The sequence below is a fragment of the Promicromonospora sp. MS192 genome (assembly GCF_049532985.1).
Classification (GTDB): Bacteria; Actinomycetota; Actinomycetes; order Actinomycetales; family Cellulomonadaceae; genus Promicromonospora.
On sequence record NZ_CP186693.1, the window covers coordinates 574,676 to 598,512 of the forward strand.

The 23,837-nt window shown below is 71.9% G+C and carries 17 protein-coding genes; 15 read left to right on the top strand and 2 right to left on the bottom strand.

Annotated elements, in window-relative coordinates:
- Positions 1-199: 199 nt before the first annotated feature.
- From ACO229_RS02625 to ACO229_RS02635, 3 genes are all read left to right on the top strand, one after another.
- The gene (locus ACO229_RS02625) at positions 200-1,399 is read left to right on the top strand and encodes a serine hydrolase domain-containing protein (protein WP_423463646.1); all 1,200 of its coding nucleotides are present in this window, start codon (positions 200-202) and stop codon (positions 1,397-1,399) included.
- Positions 1,400-1,582: 183 nt separating this feature from the next.
- On the top strand, positions 1,583-2,704 hold the full coding sequence (locus ACO229_RS02630; RefSeq protein WP_423463648.1) for an FAD-dependent oxidoreductase: 1,122 nt from the start codon (positions 1,583-1,585) through the stop codon (positions 2,702-2,704).
- A 220-nt stretch (positions 2,705-2,924) separates the two neighbouring features.
- A complete protein-coding gene (locus tag ACO229_RS02635; protein ID WP_423463649.1) occupies positions 2,925-6,377 on the top strand; it encodes a S8 family serine peptidase in 3,453 nt (1,150 codons plus the stop codon).
- Between the two features lie 611 nt (positions 6,378-6,988).
- On the opposite strand, the gene ACO229_RS02640 is transcribed toward ACO229_RS02635, so the two are convergent.
- Positions 6,989-7,822 carry an SDR family NAD(P)-dependent oxidoreductase gene (locus tag ACO229_RS02640; protein ID WP_423463650.1) on the bottom strand — a complete coding sequence of 278 codons (834 nt, stop codon included), beginning with the start codon at positions 7,820-7,822 and terminating at the stop codon, positions 6,989-6,991.
- Positions 7,823-7,909: 87 nt separating this feature from the next.
- Between ACO229_RS02640 and ACO229_RS02645 the strand changes: the two genes are divergently transcribed.
- The 11 genes from ACO229_RS02645 to ACO229_RS02695 all read left to right on the top strand — a co-directional run bounded on the left by ACO229_RS02645 (position 7,910) and on the right by ACO229_RS02695 (position 18,072).
- Complete coding sequence (locus ACO229_RS02645) at positions 7,910-8,521, top strand: TetR family transcriptional regulator (RefSeq protein WP_423463651.1); 612 nt, start codon at positions 7,910-7,912, stop codon at positions 8,519-8,521.
- Positions 8,522-8,647: 126 nt separating this feature from the next.
- Positions 8,648-8,758, top strand: a complete 111-nt coding sequence (locus ACO229_RS02650; RefSeq protein WP_423463652.1) for a hypothetical protein — start codon at positions 8,648-8,650, stop codon at positions 8,756-8,758.
- A gap of 83 nt (positions 8,759-8,841) precedes the next feature.
- Positions 8,842-9,909, top strand: coding sequence for an MSMEG_0568 family radical SAM protein (locus ACO229_RS02655; protein ID WP_423463654.1), 1,068 nt, complete (start codon positions 8,842-8,844; stop codon positions 9,907-9,909).
- A gap of 1 nt (position 9,910) precedes the next feature.
- Complete coding sequence (locus tag ACO229_RS02660) at positions 9,911-11,329, top strand: MSMEG_0567/sll0787 family protein (protein WP_423463655.1); 1,419 nt, start codon at positions 9,911-9,913, stop codon at positions 11,327-11,329.
- A gap of 86 nt (positions 11,330-11,415) precedes the next feature.
- Positions 11,416-11,937, top strand: coding sequence for an MSMEG_0572/Sll0783 family nitrogen starvation response protein (locus ACO229_RS02665; protein WP_182616432.1), 522 nt, complete (start codon positions 11,416-11,418; stop codon positions 11,935-11,937).
- Between the two features lie 22 nt (positions 11,938-11,959).
- Positions 11,960-12,862: a carbon-nitrogen hydrolase family protein gene (locus ACO229_RS02670; RefSeq protein ID WP_423463656.1), complete on the top strand. Its 903-nt coding sequence runs from the start codon at positions 11,960-11,962 to the stop codon at positions 12,860-12,862.
- The gene (locus ACO229_RS02675) at positions 12,855-13,157 is read left to right on the top strand and encodes an MSMEG_0570 family nitrogen starvation response protein (RefSeq protein ID WP_423463657.1); all 303 of its coding nucleotides are present in this window, start codon (positions 12,855-12,857) and stop codon (positions 13,155-13,157) included. The genes ACO229_RS02670 and ACO229_RS02675 overlap by 8 nt, the downstream gene beginning before the upstream one ends.
- On the top strand, positions 13,154-14,455 hold the full coding sequence (locus ACO229_RS02680; RefSeq protein WP_423463658.1) for an MSMEG_0569 family flavin-dependent oxidoreductase: 1,302 nt from the start codon (positions 13,154-13,156) through the stop codon (positions 14,453-14,455). Before ACO229_RS02675 ends, ACO229_RS02680 begins: the two co-directional genes overlap by 4 nt.
- 22 nt (positions 14,456-14,477) lie before the next feature.
- The gene (locus ACO229_RS02685; protein WP_423463659.1) at positions 14,478-15,362 is read left to right on the top strand and encodes a carbon-nitrogen hydrolase family protein; all 885 of its coding nucleotides are present in this window, start codon (positions 14,478-14,480) and stop codon (positions 15,360-15,362) included.
- A 21-nt stretch (positions 15,363-15,383) separates the two neighbouring features.
- Complete coding sequence (locus ACO229_RS02690) at positions 15,384-16,562, top strand: MSMEG_0565 family glycosyltransferase (RefSeq protein WP_423463660.1); 1,179 nt, start codon at positions 15,384-15,386, stop codon at positions 16,560-16,562.
- Positions 16,513-18,072, top strand: coding sequence for an AMP-binding protein (locus ACO229_RS02695; protein WP_423463661.1), 1,560 nt, complete (start codon positions 16,513-16,515; stop codon positions 18,070-18,072). The genes ACO229_RS02690 and ACO229_RS02695 overlap by 50 nt, the downstream gene beginning before the upstream one ends.
- Positions 18,073-18,097: 25 nt before the next feature.
- Here the strand turns inward: ACO229_RS02695 and ACO229_RS02700 are convergent, their stop codons facing one another.
- The gene (locus tag ACO229_RS02700; RefSeq protein WP_397432685.1) at positions 18,098-19,057 is read right to left on the bottom strand and encodes a LuxR C-terminal-related transcriptional regulator; all 960 of its coding nucleotides are present in this window, start codon (positions 19,055-19,057) and stop codon (positions 18,098-18,100) included.
- 142 nt (positions 19,058-19,199) lie between these two features.
- Here ACO229_RS02700 and ACO229_RS02705 point away from each other — a divergent pair, with 142 nt between their 5' ends.
- Positions 19,200-22,943 (top strand): S8 family serine peptidase, encoded by a 3,744-nt coding sequence (locus ACO229_RS02705; RefSeq protein WP_423463662.1) that lies wholly within the window; start codon positions 19,200-19,202, stop codon positions 22,941-22,943.
- The last annotated feature ends 894 nt before the right edge of the window (positions 22,944-23,837 follow it).

A 23,837-nucleotide genomic window follows, 5' to 3' on the forward strand; every position in this document is an offset into this window, starting at 1 on the left:
GGCCTCGTCACGCAACTGGCTGTACTCGACCTGGATGGCAGATGCGGACCGGGTTGCGCCTGTCAGGCGTGAGGGGGATTGGCAGGGCGTGGCTAGCGCTGCCCGCAACCGATAGACAGACGCCCGAAGAGGCTGCTGGCTGACCATACGGGTATCACCATGTTCGCGCCCGATGGGGTGACGACGAAAGAAGGACGCTATGAGCAGACCGTCCCACGGCTACCACGACCCGCGGTTCGAACCCGTCGTCGACGCGTTCGACAAGAGCCTGGATGCAGGACCGTTCGGCGGTGCATCACTGGCCGTCTACCAGGACGGGGATTTGGTCGTCGATGTCTGGGGCGGGATCGCCGACGTCACGGCCGGCAGGCCCTGGAGTCGTGACACGATGGCCCTTGCGTACTCCTGCACCAAGAGCATCGCAACGATCGTCGTCCTGCACCTCGTCGATCAGGGGCGCATCGACCTCGACACCACGGTCGGGACGTACTGGCCCGAGTTCGACGCGAACGGCAAGCAGGACGTCACGGTGCGGCAGGTCTTGGCGCACCGCGCCGGGGTCCCGGTGGTTGACGCGCCCCTGACGTTCGACGACGTCGTGGACGGCGAGCCCGTGTTGCGGGCACTCGAGGACCAGAAGCCGTTGTGGCAGCCGGGGACCGCGCACGGCTACCACGCCATCACCCTCGGCACGATCCTCGGCGAGGTCGTGCGCCGCGCTACCGGCTCCACCATGGGCGCCATACTCCGGCGCGAGCTCAGCGAGCCGCTCGGACTGGACCTGTGGATCGGCCTACCGGAGGCTGAGCACTCGCGCGTCGCAACAGTGTTGCCGGCCGATCCACGTGACGTCCCGGAGCAGCTGCGGGAGCAGCTCGCCGTGATGCTCACCGATGACACGGCCATCCGAGCCGTCACGTTGAACGGCGCGGTGCCGATCCCGCTGGTCGGGGTGTCGATGGAGAGCGCCTGGAACAACGCGCGCCTATGGGCTGCGGAGGTGCCTGCGGGCAATGGCATCGGCACCGCCCGTAGCTTCGCCAAACTGCATGCGGCTCTCGTCTCCGAGGTCGACAGCGGCGACGGCGAACCGCGTGGGCCCCTGCTGCGGCCCGACACGCTCCAGGATGCCCGGCGCGCCCTGAGCTCCGGACCACAGATCACCGGGCCCCAGCTGCCCGCGCCGCACACCGTCTGGGGCACCGGCTTCATGACGGCCTCGCAGGCACACCCGCTGCTCGGCGCCGGCAGCTTTGGGCACGACGGCGCCGCCGGCGGCCTGTGTTTCGCCGACGCAGACGCCCGGGTGGGCTTCGCCTATCTGCCCAGCCAGTTCGGCTCGCTGCCGGACCAGAGGTCCAGCGACATCGTCGCTGCGCTGGTCGAGAGCTTGGGCTGACCCCGGCTGAGCGGGTGTGCAGGACCGGGCGGCCTGCGACCGACACCACAAGCAGGACACAGGAATCACAGCACCATGTCGCTGCCCGGCTTCGACGAGCAGCTTCGCGACGCCCTGGACGAGGCGACCCGGTGTCGGTCCCGCGACCGTGCGCCAGTGCGCTCTACACGATGGAGGTCAACTGTGTCCGCAACTACCGGTCGTGCCCGGGTCGTGGTCGCGGGGCTTGGTGATACCGGCCTGATCGCCGCGGTGAACCTCGCTCGGTACGACCGCCAGATCGACGTGGTGGGGATCTCCACCACGTCCGCATGGCTCAGCGGACGGGACCTCGGTCTGCGGCTGGCTCGACCCGGCAGGTGGGCGGACCAGTACAACATCGCGTTCTCACGGTTCCGCGCTCTGGACCGGACCCGGGTGGTGCACGGCACGCTCACCGGCCTTGACGAGGGAGCTCGAACGGTGACCGTGCGGTCGGCCGAGGGGGCCACGAACCGTGAGCCCTATGACGCGCTTCTGATCGCCACTGGCGTGCGCAACGGAGCCTGGCGCCGCCCGGACCTGCAGAACCAAGCCGGCATCGAAGAGGGCCTGTCCCTGATGCACGCACGGGTCGCGGCGGCCGAGTCGATCGCTATCGTCGGTGGCGGCCCTGCCGCGATGGGCAGCGCCGCTCAGCTCGCCGAGGCGTTCCCGCACAAGCAGGTGTCCGTCTACTTCCCGGGCGACCGTGGATTGACGAGACATCACCCTCGCGTGTGGGACCTGGTGCGGTCTCGGCTTGAGGGGCTCGGCGTTCGCCTGCATCCCCATCACCGTGCGGAGGTTCCGTCCGACGCGTCGCTGTCATCGGGACCCGTACGTTTTGCCACCGGTCAGGCGCCGGCGGAGGCTGCTCTCGTCCTCTGGGCGATCGGCCGGGCCCGCCCCAACACGGAGTGGTTGCCCCGCACCTTCCTGGATGCCGAGGGCTTTGTGCGGGTCGAGGCGAACCTGAGCGTGCCGGGTCCGGACGGGATCTGGGCCGTGGGTGACGTGGCAGCCAGCGACCCGCTGCGCTCCACAGCGCGCAACAACGGTGCGCAACTGGTCGCCCGCAACATCGCGAGATCGCTCCGCGGGAGAGAGACTCGCACCTGGCGTTCTCCGTCTCATGCGTGGGGATCGGTGCTGGGCCCTCTCCGCGACGGGCTGCACGTCTTTCACGCTTCCGGCGGCGACATCCGCTACTCCCTCCAGGTTGATGACCTTCTCGAACGTCACGTCATCAGTCGTCTGATCTACCGCGGAGTCCGCGCGAAGTAGATGTGCTTCCGATGGGGTCCAGGGTGGCGAAGGCGCGTGTCTGCCTCGCCCCGTCAGATCGGTCACCTTCTGCTCCTGACGCACGTCGACCACGAAAGTCGTGGGTGTCCGGACTCCACATCTCGCTGATCAGCGGCGTCTTGAGGGGGGAGCACGTTCCGACCACCTCCCATTCCGACGACGCGAGGAGCAAGAAGTGCGTGGCAGAGCAAGAGCGTCCATGACGATCGCGGTAGTGCTGAGCGCGACCACGGCCCTGGGAGGGTACGTCGCGGCGAACGCCGCATCACCCACCACGACATCGAGGGCTGACGGGTCGTCGTCAGCCCAGGGTTCCGAGGCCGCCTTGCCGGCCCGGACGGTCACCCTCCTGACGGGCGACCGGGTGGTGGTGTCCACGTCCACGGACGGGCGCCGTACGGCGACGGTGCTGCACGGACCGGGCCGGGAGCACATGGTCGTCCGGCAGCAGGCGGTGGGTGACGCGCTCTACGTCGTACCGGCCGATGTTGCTCCTCTGGTGCCGGAGGTCCTGGACCGCGACCTGTTCGACGTGGCGAAGCTCGCCGACATCCAGCACGACGACGGGCATCGGACCGACGTCCCGGTGATCCTGGCGAGTGCCGGCGGTCCGGCCGCGCCGGCGTCGTCGGCCAGGACGAGTGCCGGGGCCGAGCCGGACTGGGCGGCCCTGGGCGTCGAGCCGGAACACCGGCTGGAGTCCATCGGCGCGGTCTCTGCCCGCCTGGACGCGGACGGCGCGGGTGACCTCCTGGATGCCCTGCGCGCGACACACCCTGGCGGGGGTGCGGGCGTACGCGCGATGGCCCGCGCGGCCGCGGGCCGGGTCCCGGCCGCCGCCGAGAGGGCGGCAGGCCGCGTCGCGCACGTGTACCTGGACGAGCCTGTCGAGTCGTCGGACGCGGACTCGATGCCGCAGATCGGCGCTCCGGCCGCCTGGGACGCCGGCCATACCGGGGAAGGGGTCACGGTCGCGGTGCTCGACTCGGGTGTCGACGTGACGCATCCCGACCTCGACCAGTCGATCGTGGGCAGCCGTGACTTCACGGGGTCCGGTGGCGTGACCGACCACGACGGGCACGGAACTCATGTCGGATCGATCGTGGCCGGCTCGGGGGAGGCGTCCGGTGGCGCGAACCAGGGCGTCGCGCCTGGCGCGGACCTGCTGTTCGGAAAGGTCACGGACGGCTACGACGACGAGGAGTCCACGGTGATCGCCGGGATGGAGTGGGCGGCAGCCCAGGGCGCCGACATCGTCAACATGAGCCTGAACTTCGGTGCCACCGACGGCACAGACCCGCTCGCCACCGCCGTGAACGAGCTGACCGCGCAGCACGACACCCTGTTCGTCGTCTCTGCAGGCAACCGGCGCACCAACGGGTCGATCGGGTCTCCCGGCACCGCGGACGCCGCCCTCACCGTCGGCTCGGTGGACGACCACGACGTGCTGGCCGCGACCTCCAGCAAGGGGCCACGGGTGGGCGACGGTGCGATCAAGCCGGACGTGACCGCACCCGGCGTGGGTATCGTCGCCGCGCGGGCCGCGGGGACGAGCATGGGCACGGTCGTCAACGAGTGGTACACCGAAGTGGGCGGTACCTCGATGGCGGCCCCGCACGCGGCCGGGGCGGCCGCCGTGCTGAAGAGCGCGCATCCCGGGTGGGGCGCCGACGAGCTCAAGGCACGGCTGATGGGCTCGGCCCGGCCGGGACCGGCGGGCACGACGGTCTGGGACGAGGGCGCCGGCCGGGTCTGGATCCCTGGCGCGCTCGACCTCCCGGCCACCGCGCAGCCGGCCTCGCTGTCCTTCGGGGCGCTGGAGACCGGCCGTGACGGGGCAGCGACCAAGCCACTGACCTACGCCAACCCGTCCGACCAGGACCTCGAGCTTGCCCTCTCCACGGACTTCCGCGGCCCGGACGGCGCGCCGGTGGACGGCGGAGTCACCCTCGGTACGGAGGTCCTGACCGTCCCGGCGGGTGGTACGGCCTCGGTGGACGTCACGCTCGACAACTCGGTCGGGCCGGTGGGCCGGTACTCCGGTGCGGTCACCGCGACCGTCGTCGGCGGGCCGTCCGCCGGCGCGACGGTGCGCACCGCGCTCGGTTACGAGAAGCTGCCCGAGCGGTTCGACCTGACGATCCGGACCGAGGGCCGGGACGGCGAGCCCATGGACGGCTGGTCCTCGCTCTCCCTGATGAACCTCGACGACCACACGCGGTACAGCGAGTCCTTCGATGTCTTCGACGGGGAGCTCACCGTGCGCGTCCCCGCCGGGACCTACGGCGTCGTCGGCGCGCTGAGCGAGGGCGACTACGACACGTGGCAGTTCGACGCCGTCACCGGTGTCGCGGACGCAGACGTCCGGGTCACCGACGACACCACCGTCACCCTCAGCGCCGAGGGCGCGATGCCGGTCTCGGTCAGCACGCCGAGGCCCGCGGAGGCGGTGCGGAGCGTGTTCAGCTACCTGATGCTGGACGAACATGGACGCACCAACATCTACCCGTACGACTACGGAGTGTCCGGTGAGACGGAGCTGTACCTCGCCGACTCGGGTGCCGCGACGGCCGGCGAGGTCCGGCTGATGAACCTCTTTGTGCTGCGGGAGCCCGTCGAGGCGGGACACGAGCCCACCTACACCTATGACCTCGCCTTCCAGCATCAGGTCGGCACGGACCTCGAGTTCGACGTGCGCCGCGACGAGCTGGCCACCGTCCGCACCGGCTACGGGCACGCCCCGCAGGGTGCGACGGCGTGGGTGTCCAGCTTCGCGGCGCTGCCCGGGTTCCCCGCCAGCTTCGGCCTCAGTGACACGGTGGCACCGGGCACGGCACGGACCGAGTACCTGCTCGCGGGTGACATCGAATGGACCAAGCGCGCGACGTTCGACGAGGAGACGGAGGACGGCGACATCGTCGACCACGGCGCGTACGAGTCCGCACCGACGTCCTACGTGGCGGGCAGTCGGTACACGACCGTGTTCGGTGGTGCGGTCCACTCCAGCAGCGCACAGGTCCGGGACAGCAGGGAGAACCTCCTGGTCACCCTCTCCGGCTGGACCGACGGCGACGACCACTGGAGCAGCCTCTGGGACGCGGACCACCGGGTGCGCCTGTGGCAGGACGGCGAGCTGGTCAGCGACACCCAGGGCGCACGGGTGGTCGTCCCCATGCCGCAGGAGCCGACGCCGTTGCGCCTCGAGTACTCGGGCACGCGCGACGACGGCTGGCCCACAGCCCCGCGGGTGACGGGCGTGTGGGAGTTCACCGCCGGCCCGGCCGGAGAGCTCGACTCCCTGTTGCCGCTGCTCGACGTCGACTACGCCGTCGCCGGGCTCGGCCTGGACGGGATCGCACCGCGGCGCACGACGATCACCATCGATGCGCGTGCGTCCGACGGCGGAGCCGGCTCGGCGGCGACGTCGGCCCAGGTCCGATGGTCGTCCGACGACGGCGCGACCTGGCACCGTGCCGTGGCCAGGCCGAAGGGCGACGGTACCTTCGTGCTGACCGTCGCGGCGCCGTCGGGAGCGGAGCAGATCTCGCTCGACGTCGAGGCGTCGAACCCGCAGGGCTCGGTCCACGAGACGACGATCGGGGCCTACCAGGTCGGACAACCTGCCGCGGGCCTGCGGGTGCCCGGCAGCTGACGCCACACGCGGGAGCCCGGCGGACAGCCGGGCTCCCGCGTTGCTCCGGACCGGGCCCAACGCAACCGTGCAGTCAGTGGACGTTTGACCATACGATCGTCTCCCCGATCAGTGCGGTGTTACGACGGGTCAGATCGTAGGGCTCCCAGCTGTGGCGCCTGTCGGCGAGGGACGGTCTCCGATGAGGGCCCGTGCGCTGTTGTGGCTCTCCGTCCGGAAGACGGAAGGCACGTTGGTCGCGTGGCACGAGCCGAAGCCATGATTGTCAGCAGGCTCTAGGTATACCGGGTCAAACGCTTGCTGGAGCATGGCTGAGGGGCGAGGCGTCAGAGATCGCACCCCACACTCTTGCCGGTGACTTCGTCCGTGCGTTGTCGATCTACCACGTACTGGATGCTGCAGATCCTGCGGTTCTGGGCACCATACGTGTCGGCCCCGCGTCGCTCCGCCGTTGCCGTGCCGTCGATGGGTGCTGAGGTACGAGAGCTCGCATTCGCAACCCTGCGCGTCGTCGGAGCGCTGCTGGCGCGTACAGCGGTTCAAGGCTCGTCACGCATCGCCGGCGGACCGAACCGGCCGGTGTGCGAAGTGAGCATGATCGGGGCACGTGGTCAGGCGACCAGTTCCTCGGAGCGTTCCCAGAGACGGCGGGCGAGGTCGGTGTCGTGGGCAAGCTTGTTGAGGCGCCTTCCTGGGCGCCGCTTCACGTAGAACTCGCCTGACTTCCAGTCGGAGCCCGGGCGTCCCCCTGCGAGCCAGGCCAACTGGTCGGCGCCCCGGTCGGGTGTGCTCCACACCATGGCCCGGAGCAGGCGGTTGGTGGCCAGGAACTTCATGAGGCGGCTGGTGGTCTCGGAGCCGAAGTTCGTAGCCACGTTGCCCGGGTAGAACGCAGCGGCAGAGACGCCTTGGTCATGGAAGCGTCGGTGCAGCTCCTTGGTGAACAGGACGTTCTCGAGTTTGGCCGTGCCGTACGCACGAAGCGGGTCGTAGTTGTTGTCCAGGTTGAGGTCGTCGATGTCGACCTCGCGCGCCATACCGCCATGCAGGGTCGTGGTCTGGATGACGCTGGCCCGAGAGTCGATCAGCTGGTCCATCAGCAGTTGAGTGAGCAGGAACGGGGCCAGGTGGTTGATCTGGAACGTCTTCTCGAACCCGTCCACGGTCTTCGCAGGGTCGCCGAACACACCACCGGCATTGTTGGCGAGGACGTCGATCCGGGGGTAGGCGCGGTTCAGGTCGGCAGCCAATCTCCGGACCTCCCCGAGGCGAGTGAAGTCGGCGACATGGGCGTCCGCGCCGATCTCCCTGGCGACGGCCTCGGTCTTGTGCGGCGAGCGTCCGACAACCACGACCTCGTGACCGGCGCGGTGGAGCTGGCGGGCTGCTGCTGCCCCGAGGCCGTCACTCGCTCCCGTGATGACGATGGTCTTGCGCTCTTCCATGACTCTCCATTCACAGTAGTTGCCGACAGTCTATGTCATAGATGACAGTCGCTGTCGAGTATGGCGGGCGCTGTATCATCGGGTGGCATGGAAGAGAAACCGCTCGGGCTGAGAGAGCGCACGCGGCAGATGGTGAAGGCAGAGATCACCGATGCTGCGAAGCGTCTCTTCGTCGAGCGCGGCTTCGAGGCGACCACGATCGACGACATTGCCGCCGCTGTGGGGATGTCGCAGCGCAGTGTGTTCCGCTACTTTGCGAGCAAGGAGGAGATCATCCTCGGCAAGCTCGGCCTGGTCGTGGACGATGCACTCGCGGTCTTGCGCGCGCGTCCTGCGGATGAGTCGCTGTGGACGTCCTTGCGTCACGTGGTTGACGCGCTCGTTTCCGTCTCGGCCACTGCCGGTGAGCGAGAGTTTGTCGAGCCGATCCAGCGACTCGTGTTCGAGAGTGAGCCTCTGCTCGCCGGATACGTGCAGAAGCTCCAGCGCGTCCAAGATGCAGTCGTCGATGTCGTGATGGAACGTGCACAGGGGCGCGGCGAGCCCTATGAGGTTGGCGATCCTGCGCCGCGGGCGCTGACGGCAGCGATGTTCGGATGCTTGGTCGCCGCGCAGTTCTCCTGGCTCGCTTCAGGAGCGGAAGGCACCTTGGGCGAAGCTGTCGATCGCGCGGTGGCGACCATCTCGCCAGCTGTCTGAGGCGGCAGTCTCGCGGCCCGATCGCGCAGTGCGCCACACCGCTCGCACCGCGTTGAGCTGTAGGTTCTCTCGGCGCACCTGGCGTTCGCGGACCTTTTGTCCGGGCTCGGCTCGACCGCGCTTCTGGTGGGCGGTATCGGCGTGGCCAACACCATGATCATCTCGGTGCTGGAACGGCGGCGCGAGATCAGCCTGCTCCGTGCGCTGGGCGGCGCGTTCGGCAGCCCGGCTCCGTGAGTGCTCTGACTATTTACATCAAGTCACACGTTCGTAGTCTGAATGAAACCAAACGGTAAAAACTGGCACCTCTACTGGTTGCCATGTCGCCCACCGATCAGCTCTCCACCCGAGTGAGCCTCGCGCTCCTCGGGGTGCGCAGCGACGCTCCGGTCCGCCGTGCCGGCGGTGCGGGGCCGAGCGACGACGGACACTTCGTCATCGGCGGTGCGGGTGCCGCGATCCCGCTCAACCCCGACAGCCCGTACGTCGTCACGCAGGGTCGCCTGACCCTGGACGGCGCGGACCTCGGGATGGACGTGGAACCCGTCACCCGCCCGCGATTCTATGACCTGGTCACCTCGGACGGGACCCCCTACGACAAGATCGCCAAGCTGCACGGCAAGGACGTGCTGGCCACCACGGTGGTGCAGACGTGCGTGCGCTACGACGAGAGCGAGCGGTGCCGGTTCTGCTCCATCGAGTCCTCGCTGCGGTCGGGCACCACCATCGCCGTCAAGACGCCGGCCATGCTCGCCGAGGTGGCCCGCGCCGCCCACGAGCTGGACGGCGTCTCGCAGATGGTGATGACCACCGGCACCTCCAACGGCTGGGACCGGGGCGCCAAGCACCTGGCCCGCTGCGTGCGCGCCGTCAAGAAGGCGGTGCCGGGGCTCCAGGTCCAGGTGCAGTGCGAGCCGCCGGCCGACCTGCGGGCGATCACCGACCTGTACGAGGCGGGCGCGCGGTCCATCGGCATCCACGTCGAGTCCATGGACGACGACGTGCGCCGCCGCTGGATGCCCGGCAAGGCGACCGTCTCGCTGGACGAGTACCGCGCCGCCTGGCGTGAGGCCGTGCGCGTGTTCGGCCGCAACCAGGTCTCCACCTACCTGCTCGTCGGCCTCGGCGAGGACCCGGACGAGATGGTCGAGGCGGCCGGGGAGCTCATCGAGATGGGCGTCTACCCGTTCGTGGTCCCCTTTCGGCCCCTGGCCGGCACGCTCGCCACTGACGTCGACCACGTGCCCGCGCCGCACCGCGCCCTGGTCGCCGACATCACGCGCCGCGTCGGTGCCCTGCTGGGCGCCGCCGGGATGCGCGGCGCCGACCAGAAGGCCGGCTGCGCCGCCTGTGGCGCGTGCAGCGCCCTCTCGCAGGTCGGGGGCTGACATGCTCGACGTCCCCACCCTGACCGGCGCGGCTCTGCCGTCGGCCGCGCTCTGGACGGTGCGCGCTGCCGAGCCGCGGCACGTCACCGCGTACCGCGCGCTGCGCCGCGACGTGTTCGTCGCGGAGCAGGGCCTGTTCGACGGCCACGACCTGGACCGCACCGACGAGGACGACCGCACCGAGGTGCTGGTCGCGGTGGACGCCGCCGACCGTGTGCTCGGCGGGGTGCGCCTCGCGCCCGCCGTCGAGGCCCTGGACGCCACGGGCCGGGACATCGGCTGGTGGACCGGCAGCCGCCTGGTCGTCGCCCGCGGGGCGCGCGGCGCCGCCGGGATCGGCGCCGCCCTGGTCCGGGCCGCCTGCGCCCGGGCGGCCGAGCTCGGCGTGCTGCGGTTCGAGGCCACCGTCCAGGTCCGCAACCGGCCGCTGTTCGACCGGCTCGGCTGGCAGGCCTGGGGCACCGCCGACGTGCAGGGCCATCCGCACGTGCTCATGCGCTGGCCCGTCACCCGCGCGGCGGACCTCGTGGCCGCCACCAAGTCTGCGCTGGCCGCCCTGGTCGAGCCGCTGCGCGAGCACACCGGCCCCGCCGCGCTGGGCGGCGCCGGGTTCGTGGGCGACGACGGCGCCCCCGTGCCGGGCACCGACGTCGTCGCCGCGTGCGACGCGATCCTGCCCGCGATGATCGAGCGCGACCCCGAGTGGGCCGGGTGGTGCTCGGTCCTGGTCAACGTGAACGACCTCACCGCCATGGGCGCCATGCCCACCGGCCTGATGGACGCGCTCGGCGCGCCGACGCCGTCCTTCGCCCGCCGCGTGCTCAACGGCCTGCACAGCGGCTCCCAGGCCTGGGGGGTGCCGGTGCTCGGCGGGCACACCCAGCTCGGCGTCCCGGCGTCGCTGTCGGTCACGGCGCTCGGCCGCACGGACCGGCCCGTGCCGGGCGGCGGCGGACGCCCGGGGCACACCCTGTCGCTGACCGCCGACCTGTCGGGCGGCTGGCGCCGGGGGTTCGAGGGCCGGCAGTGGGACTCCACGTCGTCGCGCACCGGGGCCGAGCTGCGGCACCTGGCCGGCACCGTGGGCGCCGCCCGTCCGCACGCCGCCAAGGACGTGAGCATGGCCGGCGTCGTCGGCACCACCGCCATGCTCGCCGAGGCCTCCGGGACGGGAGCCACGATCGACGTCGCCGCGGTGCCCGCGCCCGACGGCGCCGCGGCGGGGGACTGGCTCACCTGCTTCCCCGGCTTCGCGATGCTCACCACCGACCCGCCCGGCACCGGGCGCATGACCTCGCCGCTGGCCACCACCGCCGAGTGCGGCGAGCTGACCGCCGAGCCCGGCGTCCGCCTGCGCTGGCCCGACGGCGAGACCACCGCCGCCGTGCCCGGCCCCGCCACGGGCCTGGGCCGCGCCTGACGGCGCCCTGCCTGACGCGCCCCCTGAACCGCACCACCCACCATCCGCACCACCACCCGGGACCCGTCCCGACCGAAGGAGCACCCATGTCGTACGACGAGCAGATCCAGGCCAACATCGACGCCTCGCTGGCGGAGATCCCGCACCCGTCGCTGCCCAAGGGCAGCAGCCTGTACGGCTCCACCAAGATCTTCCCCGACTACCAGGCCGAGCCCGGCCAGGCCTACTTCACGCTCGTGCACGGCATCGCGCACGAGTCGTCGGTCAGCTTCGTCGCGATCCTCCAGGCCACCCGCGCGCTGCGGAAGGGCTTCGAGTCGGCCATCTACTTCTACGGCCCTGGTGCGATCAACGCCCTGGACACCCGCGGCTTCCCGACCACCGGCGACAGCGCGTTCCCGGGCGAGCAGAACATCAACGACGCCCTGAAGACGTTCATCGGCGAGGGCGGTACCGTCTTCTGCTGCCGCTTCGGCCTGTCCCTGCACGGCGCCCGCGAGGAGGACCTCATCGAGGGCGTGATCCCCGCGCACCCGCTCGACGTGCAGGACGCGGTGATCCACTACGCGCGCAAGGGCGCCATCATCAACTCGACGTACAACCTCTGAGACCGACCGGAGGAGCAGCGCAGTGAGCATCACCGTGGCCGCCGTGTCGGCCAACTTCACGCGGGACCTGGAGCAGAACTACGCCCTCATCGAGCAGCTGCTCGGCGAGGCACGCGCCCAGGGCGCCCAGCTCGTCGTCTTCCCCGAGGCCTCGATCGGCGGGTACCTCTCGTCGCTCGGCAACCACGGGGACACCGTGCGCACCACGGCCCGCTCGCTGCCGCCCGCGATCAGCCTGGACGGGCCGGAGATCCGGCGCGTCCAGGCGCTCGCGGGGCAGACCGTCGTCTGCATCGGGTTCTGCGAGCTCGACGCCGACGGCGAGACCCGGTACAACGCCGCGGTCTGCCTCGACGGGGAGCGCGTGTACGGCTCCTACCGCAAGGTGCACCAGCCGCTGGGCGAGAACATGTCGTACGCGGCGGGCGACACCTACCGGGCGTTCGACACGCCCGTGGGCCGCATCGGGCTGCAGATCTGCTACGACAAGGCGTTCCCGGAGGCCGCTCGGGCGCTGGCCCTGGACGGCGCGGAGATCGTGGTCAGCCTCTCGGCGTGGCCCGCGGCCCGCACCGCCACCGCCGAGGACCTCCAGCAGGACCGGTGGACGTACCGGTTCAACCTGTTCGACGCCGCCCGCGCGCTGGACAACCAGGTGTTCTGGATCGCGTCCAACCAGTCGGGCACGTTCGGTTCGCTGCGGTACGTGGGCAACGCCAAGGTGGTCGACCCGGGCGGGAACGTGCTGGCTACGACCCTGCTGGGCGCGGGGCTGGCGGTCGCCGAGGTCGACGTCGAGGGCACGTTCCGCGCCATGCGGGGCGGCATGTTCCACCTGCGCGACCGACGCCCGGACGTGTACGGCGCGATCACGGCCGCGGACGCGCCCGAGGCCACCCGCTGGACGGAGGCGGCCCATGCCTGAGATGACGTTCGACGTGCGCTGGCCCGACGGGACCACGGCGAGCTGCTACTCGCCGAGCCTCGTGATGCACGACCACCTGCAGGCCGGGAGCCGGTACCCCGTCGCCGACTTCGTGGAGCGCTCCAGCAAGGCGCTGCGCGAGGCGAGCGACCGGGTGCGCGCCCGCTACGGCATGGGATGCGCGTCCGCCGTGCAGCAGGAGGCCGAGATCCGGCAGGTGGCGTCCGCGTTCGACGCCGCCGCCGAGGTCGAGGTGCTGCGCATGGAGCCGCCGCTGCCGGGAGGTGTCGCATGAGGTCCGCAACTGTGCGGGACGGCGCCCACCACGACGTGCTCGTCGTCGGCGGCGGGCAGGCCGGCCTCTCGATGAGCCGTCACCTGGTGGGACAGGGCGTCGACCACGTGGTCCTGGAGCGTGACACCGTCGCGCACGAGTGGCGTGACGGCCGGTGGGACGCGTTCACGCTGGTCACGCCCAACTGGCACTGCCGGCTGCCCGCGTACCCGTACGACGGGCCCGATCCGAACGGCTTCATGGGCCGCGACGAGGTCTACTCCTGGGTGCGTGGGTACGCCGACACCTTCGACGCCCCCGTCGCCGAGGGCGTGGCGGCCACCCGGATCGCACCCCGGTCCGGCGGCGGGTTCGTCGTCCAGACGACGGCGGGCCTCGTGTCCGCCGGAGCCGTCGTCGCCGCCGTCGGGGGATATCACCGGCCGGTGCTGCCGTCATGGTCCCGGGACCTGCCCGAGCACGTCGCACAGGTGCACTCCCACGAGTACCGCAGCCCGGACCAGCTCCCACCGGGGCCGGTGCTGGTGGTCGGCACCGGCCAGTCCGGCACCCAGATCGCGGAGGACCTCCTCCTCGCCGGCCGGGAGGTCCATCTCTCGGTCGGGCGGGCGCCGCGCGTCGCACGGACCTACCGGGGCAGGGACTGCATGACCTGGCTCGCGGAGATGGGCGTCTACGACGTGCCGGTGGCCGCTCGCGGCCTGGCGAAACGGGAGTCGACCAACCACTACGTCACCGGCCGCGACGGGGGACGGGACATCGACCTGCGCGCCTTCGCGCTCCGCGGTATGCGCCTGTACGGCCGGGCGACCACGGTCGAGGAGGGCACGCTACGGTTCGAACCGACCCTCGGACGAGACCTCGACCACGCGGACGCCGTCGCCGAGTCCATCAAGGACGACATCGACCGCTGGATCAGCAGCGAGCAGATCGACGCGCCTGTCGAGGCGCGGTACACGCCCGTGTGGCGGCCCGAGGTGGAGCCCGAGCGCCTCGACCTCGCCGGGATCGCCGCGGTGGTGTGGTCCGTGGGCTTCCGGGCGGACTGGTCGTGGCTCGGCGAGCTGGCGCCCGAGGTGCTCGACCACGAGGGGCACCCGCGGCACGTCCGGGGCCTGAGCCCGGTGCCGGGCCTGTCCTTCGTGGGCCTGCCGTGGCTGCACACCTGGGGTTCGGGCCGGTTCCTGGGCATCGCGCAGGACACGGCGCACGTGGCCGCCGAGGTGGCCGCCTGGCGCGCCGGCGGGACCTGGGCCGGCCCGGCCGAGCGGGCCCTCGACCTGCCCGCCGCGGGATGACGGACGACCTACGCTGTCGCACATGCCTACGACGACCATGGGCGCGGTCGCGGCGCACTTCGGCCGCGACATCGACCGCACCCTCACCAAGCTCCCCGGCATCATCGACCAGGCCCGCGAGCGCGGCGTCGACCTGCTCGTGCTGCCGGACGCCACCATCGGCGGGTACCTGCACGACATGTACCACCCGGCCGACGAGCCGCTGCCGCCCGCGGTCGACCTCGACGGGCCCGAGGTCGCCGCGGTCCGGCAGATGGCCGGCGACATGGTGGTGTGCTTCGGCATCGCCGAGCGCGCCCAGGCCGACGGCGCCGAGGTGCGCTACAACACCGCCGTCTGCGTGCACGGCGACGGCGTGCTCGGCGTGCACCGCAAGGTGCACCTGCCGCTCGGCGAGTCCGAGGCGTACCGGCCCGGCACCGGCTTCGACGCCTTCGACACCCCGGTGGGCCGCATCGGCATGCTCATCGACTTCGACAAGACCTTCCCTGAGTCGGCCCGCTCGCTCGCGCTCGACGGCGCCCAGGTCATCGCGTGCCTCAGCGCCTGGCCCGCCAGCGTCACCGACCGGTCCGACCGGCTGCGCAACGACCGCCAGGCCCACCTGTTCGACCTGTACGACTGCGCCCGCGCCGCCGAGAACCAGCTCTACCTGGTCTCCGCCAACCAGACCGGGGTGCTCGGCGGCCTCCGGTTCCTCGGCCAGGCGAAGGTCGTGGACCCCGCCGGCGAGATCATCGCCAAGACCTGGGCCAAGGGCGGCCTCGCCGTCGCCACCGCCGACGTCGAGGCCGACGTCGCCCGCGCCCGCCGCACCATGGACCACCTGCGCGACCGCGTCGAGAGCGCCTACACCCTCACGCCGCGACGCGCCCCGGAGCCGGACCCGAGCCGCACGTCCCCCTGAACCCCGCCCGAACGGAGCACGATGCGCATCGCCCAGACCACGTACTCGACCCGGCCGCGCGGCGGTGTGGTGCACACCCTCGCCCTCGCGGAGGCGCTCGCCGCCCGCGGGCACCAGGTGACGGTGTGGACGCTGGGCCGCGGCGGGGACGAGGCTTTCTTCCGGCCCGTCGACCCGTCCGTCGAGGTGCGGGTCGTGCCGTTCGCGGCGCGCGACGACGAGAGCGTCGGCGACCGCATCGAACGCTCCATCCAGGCCATGGCGGCCGCGTTCGACCCCACGGGGTACGACGTCGTCCACGCCCAGGACTGCATCTCCGCGAACGCGCTGTTCGCCCCTGCTGCTCTCGGGGCCGGCGCGCCCCCTCTCGTGCGGACCGTGCACCACCTCGACGACTTCACCACGCCGCGCCTGGTCGAGTGCCACCAGCAGGCGATCGTGCGGCCGGACGCCCGGCTGTGCGTCTCCCGCGCCGTCGCCGACGAGGTGCGCGACGGCTACGGGCTCGAACCCACCGTCATCCCCAACGGCGTCGACGCCGCCCGGTTCGCCCGCGCCGCCGGCCCCGACGGGGCCTCGGCCCGCGAGCGGTGGCGCGCCGAGCTCGGCCGCTACGTGCTCGCCCTTGGCGGCATCGAGCCCCGCAAGGGCAGCATCGACCTGCTGGAGGCCTTCGCGCTCCTGCGCGACGACCATCCCGACCTCGGCCTCGTGCTCGGTGGCGGGGAGACCCTCTTCGACTACCGCCCCTACCGCGCCCGGTTCGACGAGCGCTGCGCCGAGCTCGGCATCGAGCCCGTCGTCCTCGGCACCCTCGCCGACGACGACGTCCCCACCCTCGTGGCCGCCGCTACCGCCCTCGGCTTCGTCTCCACCAAGGAGGGCTTCGGGCTGGCCGCCATGGAGGCCCTCGCGGCCGGCGTCCCCGTCGTCGCCCGCGACCTGCCCGTCACCCGCGAGGTGTTCGGGCCCGCCGTCGCCTACGCCACCGACGTGCCCGGGATCGCCGCGGCGCTCGCGGCCGCGGCGGACGGGACGCTGCCCGTGGACACCGCGGCGGGGCGGGCGCTGGCGGCCCGGCACAGCTGGGCCGGGGCCGCGGCGGCCCACGAGCGCTTCTACGAGCGGGTGGTGCGCGAAGGGGGCGACGGTGGCCACGAGCTCGATCTCGCGGATCATCAGCCGGCTCGCCGAGGCTGACCCCGACCGGGTCGTGGCGGTCGCCGTCGGCGCGCCGGGTACGGACGACGCACCCCGAGCGGACGGAACTTCTGGCGCGGACGGTGACCTGCGGCTCACCACCGCCGGGCTCGATGCCGCCGCCGACCGCTACGCGCGGGAGCTGCTCCGCCGCGGCGTGCGTCGCGACGACCTGGTCACGGTCGCGCTGCCCAACGGGCTGGAGATGCTCGTGGCGTGCGCCGGGATCTGGCGGGCGGGCGCGACGCCGCAGCCCGTCTCCCGCGGGCTGACGCCGGGGGAGCGAGCCGCCGTGGTGGCCGCGGCCCGGCCCGCGCTGGTGATCGGGTTCGACGCCGACGGCGTCCCCGGCCTGCCCGAGGGCTTCGGTCTGCCGGACGGCCTCGGCCCGCCGGAGGGGCCCGGCGTCCCGGGCGGGTCCGGTCCGGCGTGGTCCGGCCCCGGGCAGCGCCGCGCCGACGAGCCTGCGCTGCCCGACACCTGGGCGCGGTCCTGGAAGGCGCCGACGTCGTCGGGCAGCACCGGCCGACCCAAGGTGGTGCTGTCCACCGCGCCCGCCCGCATGGACCCGGAGCGGCCCGTGGCGGAGTTCCTCCCGCTGCGTGCGACGCAGCTCGTCGCCGGCCCGCTCACGCACTCGGCGACGTTCACCTACGCCTTCCGCGGGCTGCTCACCGGCCACCGGCTGGTGATCCTGCCGCGGTTCGAGGAGCGGGCCGTGCTCGACGCTATCGAGCGGCACGGCGTCACCTGGGCGCTGCTGGTTCCTACGATGCTGCACCGCCTGCTGCGGCTGCCGGCCGCCGAGCGTGACCCTGTCCGGCTGCGCACGCTGGAGACCGTGCTGCACCTGGGGTCGCCGTGCGCGCCCGCGCTCAAGCGGGCGGTGCTGGACTGGCTGGGCCCGGAGCGGGTCGTGGAGGTCTACGCCGGGAGCGAGTCCAACGGGCTGACGATGATCCGCGGCGACGAGTGGCTCCGGCGGCCCGGGAGCGTGGGCCGCCCGGTGGGCGGCACCCGGGTGCGGGTGCTGCGCGACGACGGCTCGGAAGCCGCGCCGGGCGAGACCGGCCAGGTGTGGCTGCACCGGGGCCCCGACCCGGCCTACCGGTACCTGGGCGCGGCCGGCCGCCGTCGGGCCGACGGGTGGGACACGCTCGGCGACCTGGGCCATCTCGACGCCGACGGGTGGCTCTGGGTCACCGACCGGGCTGACGACGTCATCGTGCGCGGCGGCGAGAAGATCTACCCCGTCGAGATCGAGCGGGTCCTGGAGGAGCACCCGGCGGTGCGGAGCGCCGTCGCGTTCGGCGTCCCCGACGAGGAGCTGGGCCAGCGTGTCGAGGCGGTCGCTGATGTGGCCGACGCTCCGGTGGACGGCGAGCAGCTGCGTCGGTTCGCCGCGGAGCGGTTGGACCGTGCCCGTAGGCCGGCCCGCGTGTGGGTCACGGACCGGCCGGTGCGTGACGACGCGGGCAAGACCAGGAGGGCCGGCCCCGGTCGGGCCTGACGGCCTGGCTGTGCCACGCCGCACCCTAGACCCACCCTCGTCGGTTCGCCTCGACTCCGGCATGGAACCGGCTCCGCGCCCCGAGCGCGGTCAGCACCGCCTGCACGCGGCGGCGCACCGTGCGCGTCGTCGTGCTCTGCTGGCGTGCGATCGCCTCGTCCTTGAGACCCGCTGCCAGGAGCGTGAGCACCTGGCGCTCGGAGGCAGGCAGGGAGATGCCCTCGTTGCCGAGCGGGACCGCCTGGCTCCACGCGGCGTCGAAGAGGAAGGCCAGGCCATCCAGGAGCGGTGACGGGTGAACCACCACCGCCGCATGGTTCTGAGCCTCCCGGTCCATGGTCACCAAGGCCGTCCGCCGGTCCACCAGCACCCCGCGGAAGGCGACGCCTGCCCCGAGCCGGGCTTCTAGCCCGCGCAGGGCGAGGAACTCCTGGGCAAGCTGGTCGGGGAAGTCGACGGGGTCGCACAGCACGCGGAACCGGACGCCGCGCTCCAGGATCGACTCCTCGACGGGTGCGTGGCCGGGCATGTACGGCTCGTGCTCCCAGACGGCGACCTCGGTCGAGGCCTCCCGCAGGATCTGGTGATACCGGTTGCCGATGTTCTGCCAGCCCTCGATGTGCTCGATCGCCGTGCCGCCGTCGCCCTGCTGCGCCGTGCGGAACCGGTACTGCAGGTCCGGCAGGGCCGCACGGACCTCGTGCAGGGCACGCTCCCGCTCGGCGACCAGCTCCCGCACGGCGTGATCGGGTTCCGCCGCTGCCCAGCGTGGTGAGGGATCGGTCATCTCCAGACCCTTTGCCCGCAGCGCCAGGCCGTGGTCCCGCAGCCACTCCACCAGCGGGACGACACATCTCGAGTCCAGGCCGGTCGCCTCCGCGATCTCCGGGATGGTCGTTGCGGCACCGTCGAGCAGTACGGCATAGACATCGGCCGCCCCGTCCGGCATCCCCAGCCCTCGTGCCAGGGGCTCCTGAGACGACATGCGGCCTCCTTCCTCGTCCGGTCCTGAACCGGACGATGTCCGCAAAGTGAACCCCATTCTCCTGTACTCGTTACCCGGTGTTCAGGAAGTCTCAGGGCTCGACCACCCCAGGGCCCTGAGCCACCCGCACGAGGAGATCACCATGACAACCCACAGGAGACCCCGCACCGGTCCGGTGCTGATCGCCGCGGTAGCGGTGCTCGCCGTCGGGACGACGCCAGGCGCGGCCGCGGCTGCGGCCGGAGCACGCGCCACGGTCGAGGGTGAGGCGGTCGTCCAGGCAGCCGAGACGCGCACCCTCACGCTCGTCACCGGCGACGTCGTCACCGTCCGCACTCTGCCGGGCGACGCGGACCACCCCGCCATCAGCATCGACCCGAGCGGGCCCTCGCACGGCCTGGCCATGATCGAGCACACGCAGGACGGCACGTCCGTCGTCCCCCAGGCAGCCCAGGAGGCCCTCGCCCACGACGCCGTCGACCCGGCCCTGTTCGACATCGACACCCTGATCGAGGCAGGCTACGACGACGCCGCGACCGACGAGCTCCCACTTGTCCTGGAGAACCACGAGGCGGGGTCGTTCCCGAAGACTCCGGCCACGACGCAGGCGGCCGTCGAGTCCCGGCACGAGAGCATCGACGCGCTCGGCGTCGCGCTCGACAAGGCCCACGCCGAGATGTTCTGGACCGGCCACGACACCACAGCCGAGCGCGCCAGGGCCCGTACCGGCAAGATCTGGCTCGACGCCCCCGTGAGCGTCGACCTGGCCGACTCGGTGCCGCAGGTCCGCGCGCCGCAGGTGTGGGACATGGGCTTCGACGGGCAGGGGGTCACCGTCGCAGTACTCGACACGGGCGTCGACGCCTCCCACCCCGACCTGGCCGGGCGCATCTTCGAAGAGCGGAACTTCACCGACGAGGTCGACGCCACCGACCACTTCGGGCATGGCACCCACGTCGCGGCCACCATCGGTGGCAGCGGCACGGGCAACGGCGCCCCGGGCGTCGCCCCGGGCACGACCCTCGTCAGCGGCAAGGTGCTGGACGACGACGGCAACGGAACCATCACCTCCATCCTCGAGGGCATGGAGTGGGCGGCGTCCAGCGGGGCCGACGTCATCAACATGAGCCTCGGCACCAAGGTGCCCGACGACGGGCGCGGACCGCTGAGCGCCGCCGTGGACACCCTCACCGAGCAGTACGGGTCGCTGTTCGTGGTCGCCGCGGGGAACTCCGGGCCCAACACCATCGGCACCCCGGCCTCGGCGAGCCTGGCGCTCACGGTCGGAGCCGTCGACAAGGCGGACACGCTGGCGGGCTTCTCCAGCACCGGCCCGCGGGTCGGCGACAGCGCCGTCAAGCCCGAGATCTCGGCCCCTGGCGTCGACATCCTGGCGGCGCGCGCGGCGGGTACCACCATGGGTACCCCGGCGGACGACCTGTACACCACGGCGAGCGGTACCTCCATGGCCACCCCGCACGTCGCCGGTGCGGCGGCCCTGCTCCAGCAGGCCAACCCGGACTGGACGGACGAGCAGCTCAAGGCCGGGCTCGTGGGCTCGGCCACGGAAGGCTCCTATCGCGTGGAGAAGGGCGGCTCAGGCAGGCTCGACATCGAGCACGCCGTGGACCAGGACGCGTACGCGCAGCCCGCGACGCTGAGTCTCGGCAACGTGCGCTACGCGCAGGCCGGCTCCTACGAGCCTGTCGCGGGCGAGACCGTGCTGCACAACGACGCCGAGCACGAGCGGACGTTCACGGTGACCGCGGCCGTGTCCTCGGCGTCCGGCGCCGCCGTGCCCGAGGGCGCGGTGCAGCTGGAGGTCCCCGAGGTCACGGTTCCTGCCGGGGGCAGCGTGCCGATCCCCGTCACTGTCGACCCGAACCTCCTGACGCGCGCGACGCTCTACAGCGGCGTCCTGGTCGCCGTGGCCACGGACTCCTCGGCCGTCGTCCGCGTGCCCCTGTCGGTCTATGTCGAGCCCCTGCTGTACGAGATCACGGTGACCGCGCTCGGCACCGACGGTATGCCGGTCGCCGGGTCGAGCTTCGCGTACGTGTACGACGAGAACAGCGGTGCGCGCTACCAGGCGATCTTCTACGACGGCGTCGCCAGTGTGCGCGTCAAGCCCGGTACCTACTCGGTGGAGTCCGTCCTGGTCACGGCGGACGCCGGCGGCGAGTGGGCGCAGGACCTCGCCGTCGACGTCCGGTCCGAGGTCGACGCGACCACGAGGGACGTCGCGTGGACGCTGGACGCTCGTGAGGCGAGCCGTCTCGGCTTCGACACCGGTGAGCGCGCCACCGAGCTCCAGGGCGGCGCCGTGTCGTTCCGTCGCGAGACCACCCCCGGCAGCTACCACGACACGACGCTGCTCGTGCCGGCGGACTTCAAGCGGTTCGGTATCTTCCCAGCGTCGGCACCGTCCGTGGGCACCCGGGACGTAACGGTCCACTCGACGCTGACGGCTCCGGACCTGACGGCCGCGGTCGGGCGAACGGCCCTGGACCCGACTCCGCTGGACGGTGCCAGGCCGTACGAAGGCAAGGATGCGTTGCGACTGGTCGAGGTGGGCGACGGAACTGCGGCGGGGTACCGCGGCAAGGATGCTCGCGACCGGCTCGTGCTCGCCACGGTGGCTGACGGTGTGAGCCCGGCCCAGGTCATCGAGACCGCCGCGGCACGGGGAGCGGCCGCCGTTGCGCTGAGCAACGACACCCCGGGGCGCCTGGTCGCCGAGGCGGGCTCGACGGCCGTGCCTGCGTTCGCCCTGCGCGGCGCCGACGGGCAGCTCCTGAGGGACCTGGCCGCACGGGACGAGCGGGTTCGGGTCACGCTCAGCGGGACGCCCTACAGCCCGTACGTCTACGGCCTCGTCACGCCGTTCCGCGGTGCGGTCCCGGCCGACGTGAGCCACCTGCCGCTGGACGGAGCCGCCGTCGTCACGTCGCGAACCTACGCCCGAGGTACGACCGACGGGTCCGCGCTCGTGAGCAGCCGCCGGACCGGGAACAACTCCTACGTCCCGACGGAGGTTCCCGTCCGCCTCGGTACGGTCCAGGAGTGGGTGCTGAGCGCCGACCCGCGCACCCAGTACCAGAACGGCGTCGCGCTCGGTGCTACTGGTCTGGCCTACTTCGAGCCGGCCTGGCACTCTTACGAACCCGGTGCCCGAGAGACCGGCGAGTGGTTCGCGGCGGTCAACAACTCCCGGATCAACCCGCGCATCTCCTCGGCGTTCGCCGAGCTGCGCTACACCACGCCGCAGCTCTCCCTGGGTGCGACCGCCTTCCCCGACGGCGACCCGGCGCACGGGACCTCCCTCGCCGCCTTGGCGGACGCGGTGTCTGTGACGCTGTTCAAGGACGGTGTGCAGGTGGGGCGGTCCGGGTTCGCAACCGGAACCTTCCCGATCACCGACGGCGTAGCCGGGTACGAAGCCGTCATGGACGCGCGGCGTGACGTGGCCGGCTGGGAGTATGCCCCGCACACGATCACACGGTGGACCTTCCGCGCGGGCGGCGAGGCCGCGTGGGGAGCGCACCCGATCTCGATGCCGCAGGTCTCCTACGACGCCGGCGTCGGGCTCGACAACCAGGTGGCGGCGGATCGCCCGCAGACTCTGACCGTGACGGCGACGCCGTGGCGGGACGGCGGCCCGGAGGTCACCGAGGTGCGGACCTGGGCGTCGTTCGACGACGGCAGGACCTGGCGGGAGCTACGGCTGACCGGGACCGGCGAGCCGAGCGTGAGGACCGCGCGGTTGCCGCTGCCGCGCGGAACCAAGGCACGATACGTCAGCCTCCGTACGGTCGCGACGGATACGAACGGGCACACGGTCGACCAGACGGTGGACCGGGCCTTCGGGGTGCGGCACGGCCGCTGACACGATGTGCCAGGGCGGGGAAGGGCGGGACACGCCCTTCCCCGCCCCGGCCGAGCTGGACGTCTTCGTCCGTCGCTTTGTGGATGCACACCCAGCCACCGGTTGCCCCATCAGCTCGACAACTGCACCTGCGGTCCGGTCCGCGCCCACAAGATCCCGGCCAACGGCGCACGCGGCGGAGCGAGCTCACCACCGGTGCCGGGCAACTCGTCGGGGTACTTCCGTGGTGCCGACATAACTCCCAACCCTTCGGGTCTTCGATGTCTCCATCAAACCCGGGGCGCGACACTGCTGCTTCCTCGTCTCGCTGCACTTCACGCGCCTGCTGCCGCTCCGGCCGTACTCGGTCTGGGAGCCGGTCCCGGCGGGCGATGGTTCGCATGACCGCTCTGCCCGTGCTCGCGATCGCGTTTCGTGCCCGGCGGGAGTGATCTGAACGTCTGCCGGTACGCCATGGGTGAGAGACCGATGGCGGCTGCGAGGTGGTTGCGGAGCGACGTCGGTGAGGGTCCGGCCAGACACCGAGGTCAGCAGCATCAAGCCACCCGACGTGCACGGCAGTCTCTAGCCGCTGCTGGTGGCGGCCCGGCGGGCGGTGTCAGTCGACGGGCTCGATCAGATCCGGGCCGTTGTTCCGCACGTTGCCCACAGCAGTGCCGACCTTCACGGGCGTCAGATGAGGTTCGGGGATCGACGCGATCAGGGCGTCGACCTGGTCGCCGTCGGTCAGGTCCGGGTCGAGCCACCGGTGCTTCGGCCTACGATCCTCAGTTCTCCGTCGATCGGGAGGCTCGCTACGACCTCCCGGGGCGCGGACGGGGCCCGATGACCGCACCGCAGATGACGTCGACGGTGTCACGGCGCTTGACCGTCAACCCTATCTGCACCAGGCAA